Source organism: Roseibium sp. 10G30-5 (assembly GCF_055809635.1).
This window is the reverse complement of sequence record NZ_JBVVUH010000001.1, coordinates 12672-31504: the sequence shown is the minus strand read 5'-3', so window position 1 is coordinate 31504 and position 18833 is coordinate 12672. Positions and strand designations below refer to the sequence as shown.

The following is an 18833-nucleotide window of genomic DNA, read 5'->3' as shown; positions in this document are numbered from 1 at the left end:
AATAACAACAATTGTTTCAAGGCACCTTTCACGCGCTTCATCCTGACAATCAAAATTCTTGTGATGCGGCCGCCACTGGCGACCATGCGCCGTGCTCTCTACCTATTCTCACAGGTCCCGGGTCGCGAAGCCCATCGCTCAACCATGCCCGATCCGCCAACGCCCGCGAAAGGAAGATTGATGATGACGACGCTTGCGCAGAAAGTCCTCCCTGTCCGCCGGCTCTTCGCCCTGCCTTTATCTCTGGCGATGGTTTTGCCTCTCAGCATGACCGTGATGCACGCCAGCGCGCAGGCCGCCGAGGCAAGTCGGAATGCCGGTGAAGCGGCGTATGATACGACACGGCCTTTCCAAACGAAAACGGTGGCCGAGTTCGATTTTCCCTGGGCCTTGGCGGCTTTACCGGATGGCCAGATGCTGGTGACGGAGAAACCGGGGCATATTTATCTCGTGACGCAAGCAGGCCAAAAGACGGCGATCACAGGCGTTCCCAAGGTCGCTTATTCTGGCCAGAACGGTCTTCTGGATATCACCCCCGCACCGGATTACGATGACAGTCATCAGATCTATTTCACGTATGTCGCCCCCCACTCCGGCGGCAGCGTGTTGACATTGGCGCGCGCCAAACTGACAACCTCCGGCAAGACAGCGCAGCTGAAAGGCGTCAAAGTACTCTGGCAGCAAAGCCCGCCGGGTGGCCACGGCCAGCCCGGCGGCATCATCGCCTTTTCACCAGATCACGCGCACCTGTTTTTGTCGTCCGGTGACCGGATGCAACCGGCAACCGCACAAGACAAGGCGCAGACCAAAGGCAAGATCCTGCGTCTTAATCTGGATGGCACCACACCCACGGACAATCCGTTTGCCGGTAGCGCTGGCGTTGCCGCACAAATCTGGTCTCTCGGGCATCGCAATCCTTATGGTCTCGCCTTTGGCCCAAAGGGCCGCTTGTGGGAACATGAGATGGGTCCGCGTGGCGGTGATGAGTTCAATCAGATCCAAAAGGGCAAGAACTATGGTTGGCCGGTGGTGTCCAATGGCCGGCAGTACAGTGGTCAACCAATACCCGATCACAAAACGCGGCCGGAATTCGCCGCGCCGCCATTATACTGGACGCCGGTGATTGCCCCCTCGGGCCTCGCCTTTTATCAAGGCGAGCAGTTTCCCGCGTGGCAGGGATCGGCCCTCATCGGGGGCCTTAGCCTCAACCGCTTTGGTGCGCGTCACGCTCGACGCGGATGGGGGAGGTCCTGCCGAAGTCAATCGGTGGGACATGCAGGCGCGCATTCGAGACGTGGCTGTCAGTTCAGATGGAACGGTTTGGCTGATCCAGGATAATTCTCCCGGTGCCTTGATCCGGCTGACGCCCAAATAAAACGGTTCACTGACAAAGCGGACAAGCGGGTGTCGATCAGACTGCCGCTTGTTTTGCCGCGTTGCCATCTGCCCGGTGCAACAAGGTGTCTTCCTGAACAAGTCCATCGACCGGATTGCCGACCCGATCCAGTTTCACAAGCGTATCGAAAAAAGCGGGCCTGCCGAACAGAAAACCCTGAACCTCATTGCAGCCTTCGGTTTCCAGCACCGACATCTGGTGTCGGGTTTCAACACCTTCCACGAGCACGCAGACATCGAGACTTTTCCCAAGTGCCAAAATCGCCCGCAGGATGGCCTGACACTGTCTGTCGCTCTCCAGATTCTTGACAAAACTCCGATCAACCTTGATCCGGTCAAAAGGAAAGGAACGCAATGTATCGAGCGATGAATAGCCCGTGCCAAAGTCATCAATTGCAATGGTCACACCAATGCCCTTGAGTTCCTCAAGAATACAGAGCGCCTGCTTCTTATCAGAAATGATAGCTGTTTCAGTGACTTCCAGTTCCAGCCGCTCCGGTGCCAGACCAGACTCGTCCAGCGCACTCCTGACGATCTCGACCAAGTTAAAATCCACCAGTTGAACCGGCGAAATATTCACAGCAATCTTTTGCGCAATCCCCCAATTTGCTGCTTCCTGACAAGCCGTGCGGATGACCCACTCACCGAGTGCCAGAATGGACCCACTTTCCTCCGCAATCGGAATGAAGTCCAGCGGCGGCACGAGACCACGCGTCGGGTGCTGCCAGCGCAAAAGCGCTTCGTAGCCAACAACCTCCTCCGATCCAACCTGACGTTGCTCCTGATAATTCAAGAAGAACTGGTTTGCCGCGAGAGCAGCGCGCAAATCCGCCGCGATCAGCCGGCGAGCCTGCGCCACCTGGTCCATTTCCGCTTCAAAGTAGCAGGCAATGGTATCAGGCCTCCCCTTGGCACGGTACATGGCCAGATCAGCATTGCTCATCAACCTGTCCGGCTCGGTGCCATCGCTTGGAAAAGTCGCCACGCCCATACTGGCCGCTGGCACAACTTCCAGTGCACCAATCACGACAGGCAAGGTCAAACAGACCTTTAGACCGTTGATGAACTGCAGCAATTCTTCGTTGGTCTCGAAATTTTTGGTGCCTACAAATTCATCGCCTCCCAAACGAGCAATGCAGTCAAACGGCACATCGAGCGCACTCACACGATCTGCCAGCGCCTGCAACAGGCGGTCGCCGATGGCATGACCGTGAAAATCATTCACTTCCTTGAAGCGGTCCAGATCAATATTGATGACGGCGACCTTGCCGCCATCTTCATCCGCCCGCTTGAGCTGCTCCTTTAACGTCGCCATGAAAAGACGCCGGTTGGGCAATCCGGTCAGGGCATCATGACGTGCCAGAAATTCGATCCGGTCCGCCGCTTCCTTCTGCTCGGTACGGTCCCGTGTGATCTTGGCAAACCCAACATGCACCGTCGCTTCATTAAAGATTGGATGAATGACGATCTGCGCCCAGAAGCGCGTTCCATCCTTCCGGTAGCGCCAGCCTTCCAACTCGTATTTTCCATCCCGCAGCGCTGTCTCCAACGAGCGCCCGGGCAGGCCATTCGCACGGTCTTCCGCACTATGAAAGACCGAAAAATGCTGACCCACAATCTCATCGGCTTCATAGCCCTTGAAACGTTGCGCCCCAGTGTTCCAGTTCATCACATGGCCAGTGACGTCCAGCATGTAAATCGCATAATCCGCAACCCCGTCCACCAGAAGCTTGAAGTTGTGGTCACTGGAATGCATCTCCTTGACCAGCGCTATGCCCTTGTCGCGTGCCCGGCCAAGAAAGGCGAATACCGTGCCCAGAACAAGCGGCACCAGCAGGATGATGAGATGTAGGGGGTTGCTGATGATCAATTGGGGCAAGGGCACAATATGTGAATGCAGGAATGTTTCGTCGACGATCATCGCGACCACTGGAAAGCATGCCCCAAAGAGCACCCCGAATAGCCCATAAGACCGAGCAAAAGACGAAAATCTAATCATGACTTGAATACGCTAATAGCAATAACACGGCCGCTCAAAATAACGATGGCCGATAAAGAAATTGCTAAATTTCTGATCAATTCTATCTGTAAATCACCAAAACTGTGATGCTTTTCCAGAAAGACAAACTGGCCTTACGATCAGTTCTCTGCCGCACTGAGCCGCAGTCGAACCCGCTCCCGCCACCAGATAAACAAGCCCGACGAGATCACCACTGCGCCCCCCAGATAGGTGAAGAACGAGGGGATATAATCAAAAATCAGATAGCCTGCGATAAGCACGGCAACGAACTGGAAATACTGGATCGGTGCCAGATAAGACGCTGGTGCAAATCGGTGTGCTGCAATCATGAAGAAATGGCTGAGAGCGCCGAGAACCCCGGTCGCCATGGATCCGGAACCAGACATACGGGCTTTGCGGCCAGACCCAGATGAAGGGAATGAACGGCACCAGCAAAAGAGATGGCAAGCCGGCCATGACCAGAAGCATGCTGCCCGCACTGTCAGTCGAAGTCAGATGCCGCGTGACGATATTATAGCCTGCCGCCATGATCACCGAGACCAAAGACAACAGAAACGCCCAGTGAAAGGTGCCAGCCCCCGGTTGCGTCACGATCAACACGCCCAGAAAGCCGATGGCAATACCAACCCAGCGATAGACGCCCACCTTCTCCTTCAAGACAAGAATGGACAGCAACGTCACGAAAATCGGCGTGGCGAACTGGATCGACAATGTTTGTGCCAGTTGCAGATACAGCAAAGCGGTGAAATTCAGACCCGTACATGTGATCTGGATCAATCCCCGCGCGATCTGCAATTTGGGTGACTGGATGCGCCAGCCTGCGGCGCGCGCCAGGGATTGAGGATGATCGCGGCCAGAATGAAATGCACGATGAAGCGCAGCCACACCACTTCCATTGTCGGCAATTCACGGCTTGCCAGTTTGGCGCAGGAATCCAGCAGCGCAAACAACGACACCGCCGTCATCATCATCAAGGTCGCCTTACGGTAATCCGCATTGGCGCTTGTCGTGCGGAACACGCGCGAGGCATCGCTCGAAGCCGGGTTGCGGCCTGGCAGGCTGCTCAAGGCGCTCACGAGGCGCTTGCGTGTCTCCGGCATATTCGGCCCTTTCCTGGGGTCTTTGGTTTCAAGGCCCGTTCACGTCATGACGCAACAGGCATGAGGTGTTTTCACCACCCGCCGCAGTGTCATCAACGCGACGCAATCGCCGCCGCCGCGCTCGCCATGATGCCCGCACTAATGCGATTGGTCAGCCGCATGGCCCTCGGGCTTTTGAGCAGACGCCGTACCCTTGAGGCCAGAACCAGCCACGACAGATCGACGACCATCAACACGCCAATGGTGACCACCAGAAGCGCGCCCCAGACAACGAGACTCATATGCGCCACATCAATCAGGGTCGGCACCAGCGCCACATAAAACAGCACCGCCTTGGGATTGCCGAGCGCCACGGACAAGCCGGTCGCATACAGACGCAGAGCAGATGTCCGTGGCAGGGTGGCGTCTTCGCCAGCCTCCTGTGAGGCGGGCGTGCGCCACATTTTCCAGGCAAGATACAGCAGGTAGAGCACACCGCCCCATTTGAGGATCAGAAACGCAGGCTCAAAAGCTGCGGCCAGCGCGCTGACGCCCCACACCGCGCAAGACATCCAGATCGCCTCGCCCATCCAGATGCCGATCAAAAAGGGCAGCACAGCCCTGGCTGCCACGCGTCAGTACCTGCGACACCAGTGCCGCAACGCTGGGACCGGGAGATGCGGCAACGACAAAAAGGGCAACGGCATAAGCCACGAGAGACATGAGATCCATGAAACGATCCTCAAGACGGGAGACGCCGCACCAATCACCGGAACGGACTGAGGTTTTTCCTGATGTATCTGACTTCGCCCGCCTTGTCGATTGACGCCGACATACAGCCCATGTGGAAAGTCCCCTGTGCGGACAGAGGCGACGCCACCTCGTCTGCCTCTCTGCCTCCCCGCACAGACAGGAAGATTTGTTCTTGCAACATATCCATATATCGAATATTCTTGATATATGGATATAAATGAAAGCGTCTTTGCCTTTTCTGCCCTCAGCCAGCCGCTTCGTCTGCGGGTTTTACGCCTGCTGGTGCGCGCTGGACCCAAGGGGCTGCATGCAGGCGAGATCGGCGAGGCGCTGGATGTCCGCCAGAACACCATGTCGACCAACCTGAGCATTCTGCTGCGCGCTGGACTGGTGCGCCGCGAACGTGAGGGGCGCGCGATCCGCTATTTCGCCGATTTCGACGGGCTTGCCAGCCTGATCGCCTTTCTGGTCGAAGATTGTTGCGGCGGCCAGCCTGCCCTGTGTGCACCGCTTCTGTCCGCCATTTCCTGTGACGCCCAACCGCATGAAACGAGTCCTGAATGACCATCGTAATTCATCACAATCCAGACTGTGGCACCTCCCGCAACACGCTGGAAATGATCCGGGCCAGCGGCGAAGAGCCGGTGGTGATCGAGTATCTCAAGACCGGCTGGACGCGTCCGCAGTTGCAGGCGCTGTTCGCCGCTGCCGGCTTGACGCCACGCACTGCTCTGCGCACCAGCAAGTCGCCTGCCGAAGAGCTGGGCCTCACCGACCCTTCCGTCAGTGATGATGCCTTGCTCGACGCCATGCTGGAGCACCCGATATTGGTCAACCGACCCATCGTTGCCAGCCCCAAGGGTGTGCGTCTGTGCCGTCCCTCGGAAGAGGTGCTACCCCTCCTGGACACCAGCGCAATGGACACTTTCACCAAGGAAGACGGCGAAACCGTCAAGACGGGGAAGGCCTGAGCCGTGAGCGACGAACTTCAGACCCACGACCTGCCCAATATTGATTTCAACCAGATGCAGCGCGTCGACGCCGACGCTTATAAAAGTGCGGATGATCCCGGCCATGCACCGCGCATTCTGCTGCTCTACGGATCGCTGCGCAAACGCTCGTTCTCGCGCCTTGTGGCAGAGGAAGCCCAGCGGCTGCTGCGCTGGCACGGCTGCGAGGCGCGCATTTTTGACCCAACGGACCTGCCGCTGCCGGATGCCGCAGAGCCGGATCACCCCAGTGTGCAGGAATTGCGCGATCTGGCCAATTGGGCGGAGGGTATGGTCTGGGTGTCGCCAGAGCGCCATGGCGCCATGACCGGCATCATGAAGGCCCAGATTGACTGGATTCCGCTGGCACTCGGCGCCACACGCCCGACGCAGGGCAAGACGCTGGCCGTGATGCAAGTCTGCGGTGGATCGCAAAGCTTCAATGCAGTCAACCAATTGCGCATTCTGGGCCGCTGGATGCGCATGATTACCATTCCCAACCAGTCGTCCGTTGCCAAGGCGTTTCTGGAGTTCGATGATGCCGACCGCATGAAGCCGCCGGCCTATTACAATCGCATTGTCGATGTGATCGAAGAACTGGTGAAATTCACCTGGATGACGCGCGGGCGCTCCGCCGCCCTCGTCGACCGCTACTCCGAGCGCGTCGAAACCGCCGCAGAGCTTTCGAAGCGGGTGAATCAAAAGGCAATTTAAGATGAGAAGACGGGGCTGGCAGGCTCACAACGCCAGCACCCTGCCTCCCCCTGTCCTGCCCTCATTCCCTCAAGGGATCAGTCGTAGCCAGTTTTCAGTTTCGAACTTGTCGGAGGCCAGTTGTCTGGCTTCGCGCAGTTCTTCTTCCGTCAGCGCGCCGGCAACGCCGCCATTAAGGGAGACGAAGGTTTCGCGCATCCGCGCCAGGATCTCTTCTCGCGGCAAACCGGTCTGACTGCGCAGAGGGTCCACCCGCTTTGCGGCGCTGGTGGTGCCTTTGTCGGAGAGCTTCTCCCGACCGATGCGCAACAGCCTTGGTCATTTTCTCGCCGTCCATGTCATACGCCATGGTGACATGATGCAGCACCGTGCCGCCAGAATAGCGCTTTTGTGCTGCACCACCGATCTTCCCCTTGGGGCTGGTGATGTCGTTGAGCGGCTTGTAAAAGGCATCGATGCCAAGCGAGCGCAGCGCCTTCAGCGCCCAATTGTCGAGGAACGCATAGGATTCCTCGATGGTCAGATCACGCAGCAGATCACCGGGCGCATAAAGCGAATAGGTCACCGCGGTGCCGGGCTCCACATACATGGCCCCGCCCCCCGTCACACGACGCACCACATCAACGCCCATCTCGCGGCAGGCCTCCAGATCAACCTCGTTTCTCAATGACTGAAAGCTGCCGATGATCACCGCCGGGCGTACCCACTGCCAAAAGCGCAGCGTCGGCTTGCGCTGGCCCGTGGCCACCTGATGCGCCAGCACATCATCCAGCGCCAGATGCATGGCAGGGGTCTGCGGCTTAGTATCAAGGATCTGCCATTCGTAATCACGCCAATCGGTGCGTACATCGATGGCGCGTCGCACCGCCATGCCCACGGCCTCGGGTGAAAACCCCATCAAATAAGCATCCGGGCGCAGCCCGCTTCGGATCGCCTTGGCGATGTCATCCACCACGCTGTCGACGGGCAGGCCTTCAATGGCACGGCAAATGTCGGTCAGCGCCTCGGGCGGTTCCAGAAAAAAATCGCCTGCAACCTGAACATCGGCCAGTTTGCCATCCCGAATGTCCAGATCGGCCACCACCAGCTTGCCGCCGTCGACCTTATACTCACCATGCATTGTGTCCTGCCCTTTCAACGCGGCGCCCCTGCGTCGGCAGAATTGAGAGACAGGACAGGCTTGTCAAGGCACCGCCGCCGCCAAAACCACTGTGCCAGAGCATCGCACACGGCAAACTCACAGACAGGCGACTTCTCCTCGGCAGTGCAGCATATTTCAGTCTTTTTCCGCGCGTACGGTTCATAGGATGTGCTGTGAAAAGGAAACGGCGGAAGGGTCCCCTCCCGCCGTCTCTCACATCATACCAAACAGGCATCTGACGACGCTTTTATTTGTTTTTCGCCATCGCCGCCGTCAGCTTGTCGACATTGTACCGGAACATCTTCACATAGGTCGGAGCCGGGCCAGCGGCCTTGGACAGAGCTTCGACGTAAAGCTCCCCGCCCGGCTTGGCGTCAGTGGCTCGCGCGATCTGTTTCACCAGACGCGGATCATTGGAGTTTTCAAAGAAGTAGCTGGTCACGCCTTCCGCCTTGATCTGGTCGATCAGCTTTGCAACTCTTGTGGCTGAGGCTTCAGCATCCGTCGAATAGCCAAGCGGCGACAGAAAAGTAACCTTATACTCACGGCCAAAGTAGCCGAAGGCATCGTGACTGGTCAGCACCTTGCGCCGTTTGATGGCGATCTTGTCGATGCGGGCGTGGGCATAAGCGTCCAGCTCGTCCAGCGTCTTGAGGTAGCGTTTGGCATTGGCCTTGAAGCTGGCAGCATCAGCCGGATCGACCTTGATCAACGCAGCCTCGATGTTCTTGACCCAGATCTTGACGTTGAGAGGATCATTCCAGACGTGCGGATCCGTGATGGTCTTGCCATCATCGACCATCTGGTGGGTCTTGATGCCTTTTGACACGACGATGCTGTCGTTTTTGGTGCCGGACGCGGTCACCAGACGGGTCATCCAGCCCTCAAGCCCTTCACCACTAACGAAAACCACATCGGCGGCTTTCAAGGCACGGGCATCCGCCGGAGATGGCTCGAATTCATGCGGGTCGCCATTAGGCCCAACAAGGCTTTTGACGGTGACGTGGCTGCCGCCAACCTGATGCACGACATCGGCGAGGACGGTGAAGGAAGCAACGGTCTTGAGCTGCGCCGCAGAAGCCGTGGCGCTCAGGCACGACAGAACGCTCAAGGCTGCACCGGCGACAAGCAAAGATTTCAACATGGAGGAATGTCCTAGTTTCATGAATGGAAATGGGGTTGACGAAGGGCCCGTCGCAACAGCCCTGAAGGGCAGAAGACGAAGGACAAACTGTAGAGACACGCAGCGGCCAGAATGATTGCCGGGCCTGAGGCCACATCCAGATAGTATGAGGCGACCAGGCCGATGTAGGAGGCTGCGAAGGCGATCAGAACCGCGCCCAGCAACATGGCGGGCAAGGTGCGAAACCAAAGCTGCGCGGCGGCGGCCGGCACCACCATCAGACCAATGGCCATCAAGGTGCCAAGCGCCTGAAAACTGGCGACGAGATTGACCACCACCATCAGCATGAACAGGCCGTAGATGAGCGCGCCGCGGCCCCCAACGGCCCGCAGGAATCCCGGGTCGAAGCAATCAACCACCAGCGGGCGATAGATGATCGCCAATGTCACCAAGGTCAGGCTGGTGATACCGCCGACCAGATAGAGGGAGGGAGCGTCAATCGCCAGAATGGTACCGAAGAGCACATGCAGCAGATCAATATTGGAACCGCGCAACGACACCAGCATCACGCCAAGCGCCATCGAGATCAGGTGAAAACTGGCAAAGCTGGTGTCTTCTTCCAGCACCGTCGTGCGGTTGACCAGCCCGGCAAGACCGGCGACCGACACTCCGGCAATCAAACCGCCAAGTCCCATGGCAAGCAACGACAGGGAGCCGGAAAGGAGATAGCCGATGGCCGCGCCGGGCAGAACGGAATGCGCCAGCGCGCCACCCATCAGGCTCATCCGGCGCATCATCAGAAAGGTGCCGATACTGCCCGCGCCCAGAGACAGGCAGGCACAGGCAACGAGCGCCCGGCGCATGAAGCCATAATCGGCAAACGGACCGCAGAAAAAATCCCAGGCCGTCATGCTGCGTTCCTTTCGCACGGCACAGGCGGCTCGCTCCAGTTTTCCGCCAAAGTGCGCGCCGCCTGCAAATTCTCTGGTGACAAGGCGTCTGCCGTTAAGCCCCAAGCCACCAGTTCACGCGCCAGAAGCAGCGTTTGAGGGAAATGCGCCCGCACCTGCTCGAAATCATGCAACACCGCCATCACCGTGCGGCCTTGCATTTGCCAATGCAGGATGATCTTCAACAAATCCGCCGTGGTGCGACTGTCAACGGCGGTAAAAGGCTCATCCAGCAAGATCAACGCCGCATCCTGCATCAGCAGGCGGGCGAACAGCACCCGCTGAAACTGACCGGCGGAAAGCGCCGCAAGAGTGCGCGTGCCGAAGCCCGACAATCCGACATGTTCCAGCGCCGCATCTGCCCGGTATCGGTCTGCCGGCCTGATCCGCCCAAAAAGCCCGCAGCGTGCCCACGCGCCCAAAAGCACAGTGTCCATCACGCTGATTGGAAACTTGCGGTTGATTTCGGCAGCTTGTGGCAGATAGGCGATTTCAGCCGTCTTGCAGTTCCGCAGAAGACGTCCTTCGGCTGGTCGTAATTCGCCCATGAACGCCTTGAGCAAGGTGGATTTTCCCGCGCCATTGGGCCCGGCGATGGCCGTCAGACTGCCCGGCATCACAGTGCCGGAGACATGATGCACCGCCGGCTGGCGCTGATAGGCCACCGTGACATTTTCAAGGGTGATGACGGGAGCGCTCATGACAGGGAAACGGCCCAATGAATGGCGCCCCAAACAAGAACGAGGCAGACTGCCACACCAGCAAGACGCGTCAGGGCAGACAGCTGCAACAAACGCAGAAAAGAAGAAAAAAGCGGCATCTATAAAGTGGGCTCCCGGGTCATTAGCAGCGGCCTACTACGGTATGTTATATAATAACAAATGTAATGATATAACAATAAGGCAAAAATACGGCAACTTGGGCAGTCGCTTTTCCCGTGTGGCATGCGCCCGCCGGCCCCTGTAGCTCCACCCAACACGGCCTGAGGGCCCCCTCCACATCAGGCGGATCCCCGGTACAACACCGCCGCGCGCGTCCTTCTCCGTCGCGCGCCCCCACATCCTGCTGCCAACGGCTTGAGCTTCTCTGGAAATGGTGATCCTATGGCGCGTCTTGCGAACCCTGCGCCAGTGCCCCACATTTGGGGTTCGCATCTATTTCCCCGCCTTGAGAGACCTCAGCTTCATGTCAGACCCATTCAACGACACTTTCGACGCTTTCCTGTTCGACATGGACGGCACCATCCTCACCTCGATCGTTGCTGCCGAACGGGTCTGGACGAAATGGGCCAAAGAGTATGGTCTGGACCTCGAAACGTTCCTGCCAACCATCCACGGACGCCGCGCCATTGAAACGATCGGCGATCAGAAGCTGGATGGGGTCGATCCGGTGAGCGAGGCCCACAGGTTGACCGACATGGAAATGGAAGACGTCGACGGCGTGGATCCCATTGCCGGGGCCGCTGCATTTCTTTCCGCCCTGCCTGCGGACAAATGGGCAGTGGTCACATCCGCACCGCGCCGTCTGGCCCTGCGTCGTCTCGAAGCCGCCGGTCTGCCCTTGCCCGATCTGCTGGTGTCGGCCGACGATGTGGAGACGGGCAAGCCCGCGCCGGATTGCTTTTTGCTGGGCGCAGACCGCTTGGGTGTCAGCCCGAAGCGCTGCCTTGTGTTTGAAGATGCGCCTGCGGGCATTGAAGCCGGAGAAGCCGCTGGCGCATCTGTGCTGGTGATCACCGAGACCCACAAAGAAGGCATTGCGACCCGCCACCCAACCGTCACCAATTATGAAGACCTGCAACCCGTTGTCACCGAAGGCAAACTGTCGCTGGTCAAACGCACGGGATAAGCGCTTCAGACAAATGTAAAAGGCCCGCCTCCCCTTTAACCGGGCAAGCGGGCCTTTTTCTGTCACGCTGATCCGTGTGGCACGGCCTGCGTGGCCAACAATCGCGATTTCACAGCCAGCCGCGACGTTTGAAATAAACATAGGGCAGAACGGCCGAAAGGATCATCAAAGAGAGAGCGAAGAAATAACCGCCCTGCCAATTCAGCTCCGGCATGAAGGCGAAGTTCATACCGTAGATCGAAGCGATCATCGTTGGCGGCAAGAACACCACGGACGCGACGGAAAAGATCTTGATGATCTGGTTCTGCTCAAGATTGATCAGCCCCAGTGTCGCATCCAGCAGGAAGTTGATCTTGCCCGACAGAAAGCTGGCATGCTCGCCAAGCGATGCAGCATCACGCTGCAAAAGCTTCAAGCGCTGGCGTGTTTCCTTTGAAGACGAACGGCCGTGCCGCTCCAGCGCGCTGTGATAGGTGACCAGCCGTGACAGCGACACCAGACTTTCGCGCGTTGCCGTGAGGAAATCGCCTTTCCAGCCAATCTGCTCGATCAGGGAGCGGAGATCATGCGTCTTCTTGGTGACATTGGACACTTTGGAGCGGAACACTTCGCGCGAAACCGCGTCGATATCACCGCCGATACGCTCAAGAACATCGGCCATACGGTCGATAATGGCCTCCAGAATTCCCAGCATCACCTGCTCACCGGAGGTACAGGGCAGTCCATTGGGCCGCTGTACCCGACTGGTGAACAAGCGAAAAGGGCGCGCATCAATGTAACGCACCGTGATCAGCGTTTCGCCTTTGAGAATAAAAGTCACCGGCGACTTCACAGGGTCATCGCCTTCCAGACCGGTCAGGGTGGTCAGCGTCATGACTTCAGCGCCATCTTCCTGATAGAGACGCGCCGATGGCTCGATTTCTTCCATCTCATCACGTGAGGGAATGTCAACACCCGTCATGCGCTCGACCATCTTGGTTTCATCCGCCGACGGGCTCATCAGATCATACCAGACCACCTGATCGGCCTCGACAAGCGCGCTGTCGGCCTGCACAAGATGGGTGGCTTCACGCACATAGCTCAAAAGCATCGGGCACTCCTTCGATGGCCCTTCCACAAGATCGACATGGTGATGACGACAGGCGGGAAGGCCGGTCCTGACAGGTGACACGTCACAACCGCGTGTCCACCTGATGATCCGCGATCCTTGCAGCGTTCGAATGACAAACGCACGCTTCGTGTCGATGCGTGGAAAGCGCTGCCATGTCAAGCGTTCTCCCTGCACCTGCCTCACACGCTTGTGAAGGGCAACAGGCCGTCACCGCCCGTCTTGCGCCCGGTCGAAAACCGGCCCAGACTTCCCGCCTGGATATTTTTATGCTCTACAAGACCCCTGCTGTATCTGACAGTACCGATCAGCATCAGGTCACGGACAGGACACCGGAATGACGCGCGCAGCCCCGCCCCGAAAAGCAGCGAAGAAACCACTTCAGAAGCAAACCAACCACGCCCATGTAGTGGGCGTTCTGGGCGAGGAAATCGTGGCCGGGATCTATCCGGTCGGCTCTATCCTGCCGGGAGACGTCGAGCTTGCCGCCCGCTTTCAAGTGTCACGAACGGTGTTGCGGGAAGCTATGAAAACGCTGACGGCACAGGGGCTTGTCAGTCCAAAAGCACGCGTCGGCACCCGCGTGACGGAGCGGCGCAACTGGAACCTGTTTGATGCCGACGTCCTGACATGGCATTTTCGCCATGGCTCCAATGCCGAACTTTTGCAGCACGTCAACGATTTGCGAATGTCACTTGAACCCTCTGCCGCGGCCATGATGGCGCGCCATGCCACCACCGATGACTTACGCGCGCTTGGTGACATTTTCACCCGTATGACACAGGCGCGCGACCCGGAAGCTTTCGCAAGCGTCGATCTGGAATTGCATCTGGCCATTCTGGAAGGCTCGCGCAATCCGTTCATGGGGTGCGTCGGCAACCTCATTCACACGCCGCTGGGTCGGACGCTGCAAATGACGTCTCCGGACATGGACATCGCCGACCTGGAGCTGGCGATTGCCAATCACGGGCGCATCGTCAACGCCATTCTGGCGCGTGACCCAGAGGCTGCGAGCGCCGCCATGCGGGCGGTGATCGTCGACGGACAAGACCGTTTGAACCGCGTCAAGCCCGCCTGAAACCTGCTTTGCCGCAACAAGAGGCAATTTACGCAGAGAAACCCTCGGGATCTCGAACTTACCAGCGTTGCCACGCAATCTAAGTAGTAATAACAATCGTCGCAAGCAACGTTGCCGCTGTTACCGTCGACACCTTTTGATCCCGTCTGCCAGAGGAAGCGCTCTCATGATCAGCCCAGTCATCTTTGAAGCCGAGCGAGACGGCTATCTGTTGAGCACAGACCCCCGCATGATTGATCTGGAAATCGTGCATGATTTTCTGGCCAATCAAAGTTATTGGGCCAAGGGACTGGCGCGCAGCCAGTTGGAAAGCGCTCTGGAAAACTCTCTGGTCATGGGCATCTATGCCAAGAACGGCGCAATGACCAGCTTCGGGCGCGTCATCACTGACTATTCGATGTTCGCCTATATGCGGGATATCTTCACCTTGCCGGAACATCGCGGCCTGGGTTTGGCGTCGTGGATGTCAATCGCCATTCGCGCCCACCCCAATCTGGCGGGCGTCACCAACTGGATGCTGGCAACCGCGGACGCGCATGCCGTTTATGCCCGTGCAGGCTTCCGTCCCCTTACCAACCCGCAGAATTACATGAGCTACCGGATCGAGACAGAGGCAACCGCCTCGCAGGAAAAAGAGCCCGCCTGATCCCAACGGATCAGAACCGATCCTGCGCGATCTCAGCTGCGCACGATCTGTGTCATGCAGCCATCGATGGAGCCATGCAGGCTTTCCACCACACGATGGCGGAAGCCCTCTGTACGCAACAGCTTTTCGTCGTGACGATTGGACATGAAGGCCATCTCCACCAGCACACTGGGGATAGAAGGCGACCGCAGCACGACAAAATTGGCGTGTCTTGCAGGGTTTGTCAGCAGATGCACTTCTCCGCCAAGCGACTTCACCGCATCGCGTTGCAGGCTCATCGACCACATATGAGTGTCGCGCCGCATCAGACTGCTGAGAATATCAGCGACTTCGGGCTTCATGTCGTCAAACTGATTGGTGTCATCACCACCGGCCGTGTTCTCGATACGCGCCACCTCGGCGGCCTGTGCATCGGACGCATGAATTGCGCCGGTATAAACGCTCGCGCCGCGCACATCCGGATCAGAAATTGCATCGGCATGGATCGACATGAATAATTTTGCGCCGTGCTGTTCGGCAAATGTCACCCGCTTGTGCAGCGGAATGAAGCTGTCATCATCACGGGTGACGATCACGCGATACTGACCGCGTTCCTCCAGCTTCTTCTTCAACGCAAGCGCCGTATCCAGCGCCACGTGCTTCTCAAGCAGCCCCGTCACACCAACAGCGCCGGGATCATGTCCGCCATGACCGGGATCAAGAACAATCAGCGGCGTCTCGATCTTGGGCTTCGCAAACACCCGTCTTGGCAAAACAACGGATGGAACGGTGGCAGCTCCCAGCAGGAAGCTTCGACGCGTCAAACGCGACGACGACCCTCGTTTCGAAGTCATGGCAGATTTCCTTCGTCTCAGGCGTGAGGCTTCCATACGCAACACCAGAAGCCTTTCGTGTCGTGACCCCTCTTCGATACGTCATTCTGCCTACTGTCTTCAAGGCCCTCAGCCTGGGGATTTTGGGGAGCTTTGCCTTTCGCTTCACGCATGAGCACGCCCCAAAGTCTCCCGATGTTCGGGAGCATTTATGAGTGTATCTGGATGTGTCTCATATCCTTTGCAGCGGGCACCATCTCAGATCCCGGCTCGGGCCAGCCTGATGAAGCCTTGCGCAACCGGCGAGCGATTGTCACGAGCGATTGCCAGCGCCAGACTGACGGTCTGCGTCGACAACAGCAATTGCTTGTAGACCACATCATGTAACGCAAGCTGATGCATGGATGCTGGCACCAGAGAAAATCCAAGTTCTGCCGAGACCAACGACAGGATCGACGTGATCTGTGGCGCCGCTTGACCCAGCACCGGCTCAAAACCTGCCTCATGGCAAGCCCGCAAGGCCTCGTCGTGCAGCGAAACACCGACCTTGCGTGGAGTCAGGATCAGCGGCATATCGCGCAGGCGGATCAATTCGATTGCACCCGCCTCGGGGGCTGGATCAAGCGCTTGCGGCACGGCGGCGACCAGCGCTTCCTCCGTCAGATGATAGGTCAGCAACTCGCGCGGGTCCGACGCATGCGGGCGCATGATCGCCACATCTATATTGCCCGCAGCCAGATCATTGACCAGGGCTTTGGAATTGGCCTCCACCAGCCGCAAGTCGACTTCAGGCCGTTCGCGACGATAAGTGCGGATGGTCTGTGCGACCATCGGGTTCAAGGCACCGGCACCAGTGAACCCAAGGGTCAATTGCCCGGTCTCGCCGCGGGCTGCGCGCCTTGCGGCCTCCACCGCCTCAGTGGCAGTCCCCGGCAGAAGCCGCACGCGTTCCAGAAAAACGGTCCCGGCATTGGTCAGCTCCGCGCCGTGTGGCACCCGATGGAACAATTGCGTGCCGATCTCGGTTTCAAGCGAGCGGATCTGCTGGCTGAGAGGCGGCTGGCCAATGCCCAAGCGCTCGGCGGCGCGGGTGAAATTGCCCTCCTCCGCCACCGCGAGAAAATATCGAACGTGACGCAATTCCATGCTGGCCCTTTTCCTTCCATATCTAAAACATATCACAAAAGCCACTTCCATATATTAGAACAATGAAACAGACCGCGCTATTTCTAGGTCAATCCCATCAGACAAGAAGACAGCCATGTCCGTCACGACCCAGATCCCGATCAACGCAGCGATGCCCCTTGCGTCGAAGCCCATTCCGCGCCCGCAATACATCCGAAGGGGCACGTTGGCGTATCGCAACACGGGCATCGCCCTGTTTCTCGCAGGCTTTGCCAGTTTCGCACTAATCTATTGCGTCCAGCCGCTTTTGCCCGCCTTTGCCAGAAGCTTCCATCTGAATGCTGCCGCAAGCTCTCTCGCCCTGTCGGCCACCACAGGCTGTCTTGCCGTGGCCATCTTCCTGATGAGTGCAATTTCGCAAGGACTGGGCCGCAAGGGATTGATGTTCGGCTCCATGTTGCTGGCCGCAGCCCTGAACATGGCCGCGGCCTCCGCCCCCAGTTGGCATATGCTGATCGCCATTCGCGCCCTTGAAGGCGTCGTCCTGGGCGGTGTACCTGCCGTCGCCATGGCCTATCTTTCGGAAGAAGTTGATCCCGCTCACCTTGGCAAGGCCATGGGGCTTTATATTGCAGGCACCGGGTTTGGGGCGATGATGGGCCGGATCGGCATGGGCCTCATGACGGAGATTTCCTCCTGGCGTGTGGCCATGGCCGTGCTCGGTCTGTTGTGCGTATTGTCAGCCATCGGCTTTGCCTATCTGTTGCCGCGCTCGAACAATTTCACCAAACAACGTGTCACCAGCCCAAGCTTTCATCTGGCAGCCTGGGCCGAGCACCTGTACCAATCCGGACTTGCGCAAGGTCTATCTGCTGGGCTTCTGCCTGACGAGCGTCTTTGTCACCGTGTTCAACTACGCCACCTTTCGGCTGGCAGCAGCCCCCTATAATCTGGGCGACACGGCCATCAGCATGATTTTCCTGATCTACGCCTTCGGCATTGTCTCATCGCAAGTTGCGGGCAATCTGGCAGACCGTGTCGGGCGTCGCCCGCTGCTGGTCTTTGCCTTTGTCGCCATCCTGTTGGGTGTCGTCATCACCCTCGCAAGCTCACTGGTCGCCATCTGCGCAGGCATTGCCATCGTCGCGACCGGATTTTTCATTGGCCATTCTGTCGCCAGCAGTTCGGTCGGCGCACAGGCCACCCGTGCCAAGGGCCATGCCTCATCGCTCTATCTGTTGTTCTATTACATAGGGGCCAGCGTCATTGGCTCGACCAGCGGCTGGTTTTGGGAAAGCGGCGGCTGGACCGCAATCGTCATCGTCACGGCCCTGCTGGCAATCGTCGGCACGCTGGTTGCCGTCACGATCCGGCCACGTCCGCACCCCTGACCCGGCCCGTCAAACAGCCATCAGGCACGCGGTGTCAGCGAACGGTCGTATTGGTTGAGAACGCGGGCAACATCGGACACACAGCGGGTCAAGGCAACCGAACTGTCGAGCGTGAACGACAGGTTATCGCGCTGAAACAGGGCGATGCACTTTTGCGCCGGATCATGTCGAGACGTATAAAGAACACCATCGAGCTGGTCGCCATGCTCCCAGAGTGCATCGCTTAACGCGCCACAAGGCACGTCCGGCCCTGTCACCAGCGTTTCCGGCAGGCCAAGCTTTTGAACCGCGTCGCCATAAAGCGGCACCAGCCGCAAGGTCCGGTCGGTGTGCAAATGCGTGATGCTGCGCGAGAACACCGCCTGACGCCCGACCATACGACGCGACGGCGCCCGCAAAAGGGTTTCGGCAAAGGCGCTTTCAAAGCTCAGGGCCAGATACAGAATGCCGAACCGACCGCTGACCGGATCGAACCGATTGGTGGCAGGCAGGCCAACACCCGGACCGAAATAGATCGGCGCATGAAGGCTGTGGTGCAACCGGAACAACGTCGTTTGCGGCCCCACCCGCACGATCGGCAGAGCATGGGTCTTCACGTCCGGCATCCCGGCGGGTAACCCGGACGGGTCCATGTCGGCGGGGGTCTGGTCGTCCGGCATGA

16 protein-coding genes and 4 pseudogenes are annotated in these 18833 nt (G+C 58.5%); 8 read left to right on the top strand and 12 right to left on the bottom strand.

Features of this window, described 5'->3' with window-relative positions; all coding sequences use genetic code 11:
• Window positions 1-183 precede the first annotated feature (183 nt).
• Window positions 184-1375 (top strand): annotated as a pseudogene (locus tag AC0L7U_RS19005) (PQQ-dependent sugar dehydrogenase).
• A gap of 36 nt (window positions 1376-1411) precedes the next feature.
• Here AC0L7U_RS19005 and AC0L7U_RS19000 read toward each other — a convergent pair.
• The 4 genes and pseudogenes from AC0L7U_RS19000 to AC0L7U_RS18985 form a co-directional block, all read right to left on the bottom strand.
• Window positions 1412-3316: a putative bifunctional diguanylate cyclase/phosphodiesterase gene (locus tag AC0L7U_RS19000; protein ID WP_473696003.1), complete on the bottom strand. Its 1905-nt coding sequence runs from the start codon at window positions 3314-3316 to the stop codon at window positions 1412-1414.
• A gap of 330 nt (window positions 3317-3646) precedes the next feature.
• On the bottom strand, window positions 3647-4192 hold the full coding sequence (locus AC0L7U_RS18995) for a DMT family transporter (protein ID WP_473696001.1): 546 nt from the start codon (window positions 4190-4192) through the stop codon (window positions 3647-3649).
• Window positions 4189-4515, bottom strand: coding sequence for a hypothetical protein (locus AC0L7U_RS18990; protein WP_473695998.1), 327 nt, complete (start codon window positions 4513-4515; stop codon window positions 4189-4191). Before AC0L7U_RS18990 ends, AC0L7U_RS18995 begins: the two co-directional genes overlap by 4 nt.
• A gap of 92 nt (window positions 4516-4607) precedes the next feature.
• A pseudogene (locus AC0L7U_RS18985) lies at window positions 4608-5226 on the bottom strand (LysE family translocator).
• Window positions 5227-5454: 228 nt separating this feature from the next.
• Between AC0L7U_RS18985 and AC0L7U_RS18980 the strand changes: the two are divergent.
• From AC0L7U_RS18980 to arsH, 3 genes are read left to right on the top strand one after another with little or no spacing between them, the layout of a single operon-like run.
• A complete protein-coding gene (locus AC0L7U_RS18980) occupies window positions 5455-5811 on the top strand; it encodes an ArsR/SmtB family transcription factor (protein ID WP_473695996.1) in 357 nt (118 codons plus the stop codon).
• Complete coding sequence (arsC, locus tag AC0L7U_RS18975) at window positions 5808-6218, top strand: arsenate reductase (glutaredoxin) (protein WP_473695994.1); 411 nt, start codon at window positions 5808-5810, stop codon at window positions 6216-6218. The genes AC0L7U_RS18980 and arsC overlap by 4 nt, the downstream gene beginning before the upstream one ends.
• Window positions 6219-6221: 3 nt before the next feature.
• The gene (gene arsH, locus AC0L7U_RS18970) at window positions 6222-6950 is read left to right on the top strand and encodes an arsenical resistance protein ArsH (RefSeq protein WP_473695992.1); all 729 of its coding nucleotides are present in this window, start codon (window positions 6222-6224) and stop codon (window positions 6948-6950) included.
• A 69-nt stretch (window positions 6951-7019) separates the two neighbouring features.
• Here the strand turns inward: arsH and AC0L7U_RS18965 are convergent.
• The 4 genes and pseudogenes from AC0L7U_RS18965 to AC0L7U_RS18950 form a co-directional block, all read right to left on the bottom strand.
• Window positions 7020-8070 (bottom strand): annotated as a pseudogene (locus AC0L7U_RS18965) (lipoyl protein ligase domain-containing protein).
• A gap of 268 nt (window positions 8071-8338) precedes the next feature.
• Window positions 8339-9235 (bottom strand): metal ABC transporter solute-binding protein, Zn/Mn family, encoded by an 897-nt coding sequence (locus AC0L7U_RS18960; RefSeq protein WP_473695990.1) that lies wholly within the window; start codon window positions 9233-9235, stop codon window positions 8339-8341.
• A gap of 17 nt (window positions 9236-9252) precedes the next feature.
• Complete coding sequence (locus AC0L7U_RS18955) at window positions 9253-10125, bottom strand: metal ABC transporter permease (RefSeq protein ID WP_473695988.1); 873 nt, start codon at window positions 10123-10125, stop codon at window positions 9253-9255.
• Window positions 10122-10865, bottom strand: a complete 744-nt coding sequence (locus AC0L7U_RS18950; protein ID WP_473695986.1) for a metal ABC transporter ATP-binding protein — start codon at window positions 10863-10865, stop codon at window positions 10122-10124. Before AC0L7U_RS18950 ends, AC0L7U_RS18955 begins: the two co-directional genes overlap by 4 nt.
• Before the next feature lie 484 nt (window positions 10866-11349).
• On the opposite strand from AC0L7U_RS18950, the gene AC0L7U_RS18945 reads away from it, so the two are divergent.
• Window positions 11350-12012 carry an HAD family hydrolase gene (locus AC0L7U_RS18945; protein WP_473695984.1) on the top strand — a complete coding sequence of 221 codons (663 nt, stop codon included), beginning with the start codon at window positions 11350-11352 and terminating at the stop codon, window positions 12010-12012.
• Window positions 12013-12121: 109 nt separating this feature from the next.
• Here AC0L7U_RS18945 and corA read toward each other — a convergent pair whose 3' ends face one another.
• Complete coding sequence (gene corA / locus AC0L7U_RS18940) at window positions 12122-13102, bottom strand: magnesium/cobalt transporter CorA (protein WP_473695982.1); 981 nt, start codon at window positions 13100-13102, stop codon at window positions 12122-12124.
• 355 nt (window positions 13103-13457) lie between these two features.
• On the opposite strand from corA, the gene AC0L7U_RS18935 reads away from it, so the two are divergent.
• Window positions 13458-14198, top strand: coding sequence for a FadR/GntR family transcriptional regulator (locus tag AC0L7U_RS18935; RefSeq protein ID WP_473695980.1), 741 nt, complete (start codon window positions 13458-13460; stop codon window positions 14196-14198).
• A 166-nt stretch (window positions 14199-14364) separates the two neighbouring features.
• Entirely contained in the window at window positions 14365-14844 is a 480-nt protein-coding gene (locus AC0L7U_RS18930; protein ID WP_473695978.1) for a GNAT family N-acetyltransferase, read from the top strand.
• Window positions 14845-14876: 32 nt separating this feature from the next.
• Here the strand turns inward: AC0L7U_RS18930 and AC0L7U_RS18925 are convergent, their stop codons facing one another.
• Window positions 14877-15677, bottom strand: coding sequence for an N-acetylmuramoyl-L-alanine amidase family protein (locus AC0L7U_RS18925; protein WP_473695975.1), 801 nt, complete (start codon window positions 15675-15677; stop codon window positions 14877-14879).
• 237 nt (window positions 15678-15914) lie between these two features.
• Window positions 15915-16802: a LysR family transcriptional regulator gene (locus tag AC0L7U_RS18920; protein WP_473695973.1), complete on the bottom strand. Its 888-nt coding sequence runs from the start codon at window positions 16800-16802 to the stop codon at window positions 15915-15917.
• A gap of 151 nt (window positions 16803-16953) precedes the next feature.
• Here AC0L7U_RS18920 and AC0L7U_RS18915 point away from each other — a divergent pair.
• Window positions 16954-18172: pseudogene (locus AC0L7U_RS18915) on the top strand (MFS transporter).
• A gap of 20 nt (window positions 18173-18192) precedes the next feature.
• On the opposite strand, the gene AC0L7U_RS18910 reads toward AC0L7U_RS18915, so the two are convergent.
• Window positions 18193-18831 carry an RES family NAD+ phosphorylase gene (locus AC0L7U_RS18910; RefSeq protein ID WP_473695971.1) on the bottom strand — a complete coding sequence of 213 codons (639 nt, stop codon included), beginning with the start codon at window positions 18829-18831 and terminating at the stop codon, window positions 18193-18195.
• Between the last annotated feature and the right edge of the window lie 2 nt (window positions 18832-18833).

Bases quoted from the DNA above. Each gene is read 5' to 3' on its own strand.
- AC0L7U_RS18930 (WP_473695978.1), top strand. From the start codon at position 14,365: ATGATCAGCCCAGTCATCTTTGAAGCCGAGCGAGACGGCTATCTGTTG.
- AC0L7U_RS19000 (WP_473696003.1), bottom strand. From the start codon at position 3,316: ATGATCGTCGACGAAACATTCCTGCATTCACATATTGTGCCCTTGCCC.
- arsC (WP_473695994.1), top strand. From the start codon at position 5,808: ATGACCATCGTAATTCATCACAATCCAGACTGTGGCACCTCCCGCAAC.
- AC0L7U_RS18920 (WP_473695973.1), bottom strand. From the start codon at position 16,802: ATGGAATTGCGTCACGTTCGATATTTTCTCGCGGTGGCGGAGGAGGGC.
- AC0L7U_RS18945 (WP_473695984.1), top strand. From the start codon at position 11,350: ATGTCAGACCCATTCAACGACACTTTCGACGCTTTCCTGTTCGACATG.
- AC0L7U_RS18925 (WP_473695975.1), bottom strand. From the start codon at position 15,677: ATGACTTCGAAACGAGGGTCGTCGTCGCGTTTGACGCGTCGAAGCTTC.
- AC0L7U_RS18990 (WP_473695998.1), bottom strand. From the start codon at position 4,515: ATGCCGGAGACACGCAAGCGCCTCGTGAGCGCCTTGAGCAGCCTGCCA.
- AC0L7U_RS18950 (WP_473695986.1), bottom strand. From the start codon at position 10,865: ATGAGCGCTCCCGTCATCACCCTTGAAAATGTCACGGTGGCCTATCAG.
- AC0L7U_RS18910 (WP_473695971.1), bottom strand. From the start codon at position 18,831: ATGCCGGACGACCAGACCCCCGCCGACATGGACCCGTCCGGGTTACCC.
- AC0L7U_RS18955 (WP_473695988.1), bottom strand. From the start codon at position 10,125: ATGACGGCCTGGGATTTTTTCTGCGGTCCGTTTGCCGATTATGGCTTC.
- corA (WP_473695982.1), bottom strand. From the start codon at position 13,102: ATGCTTTTGAGCTATGTGCGTGAAGCCACCCATCTTGTGCAGGCCGAC.
- AC0L7U_RS18980 (WP_473695996.1), top strand. From the start codon at position 5,455: ATGGATATAAATGAAAGCGTCTTTGCCTTTTCTGCCCTCAGCCAGCCG.
- AC0L7U_RS18960 (WP_473695990.1), bottom strand. From the start codon at position 9,235: ATGTTGAAATCTTTGCTTGTCGCCGGTGCAGCCTTGAGCGTTCTGTCG.
- AC0L7U_RS18935 (WP_473695980.1), top strand. From the start codon at position 13,458: ATGACGCGCGCAGCCCCGCCCCGAAAAGCAGCGAAGAAACCACTTCAG.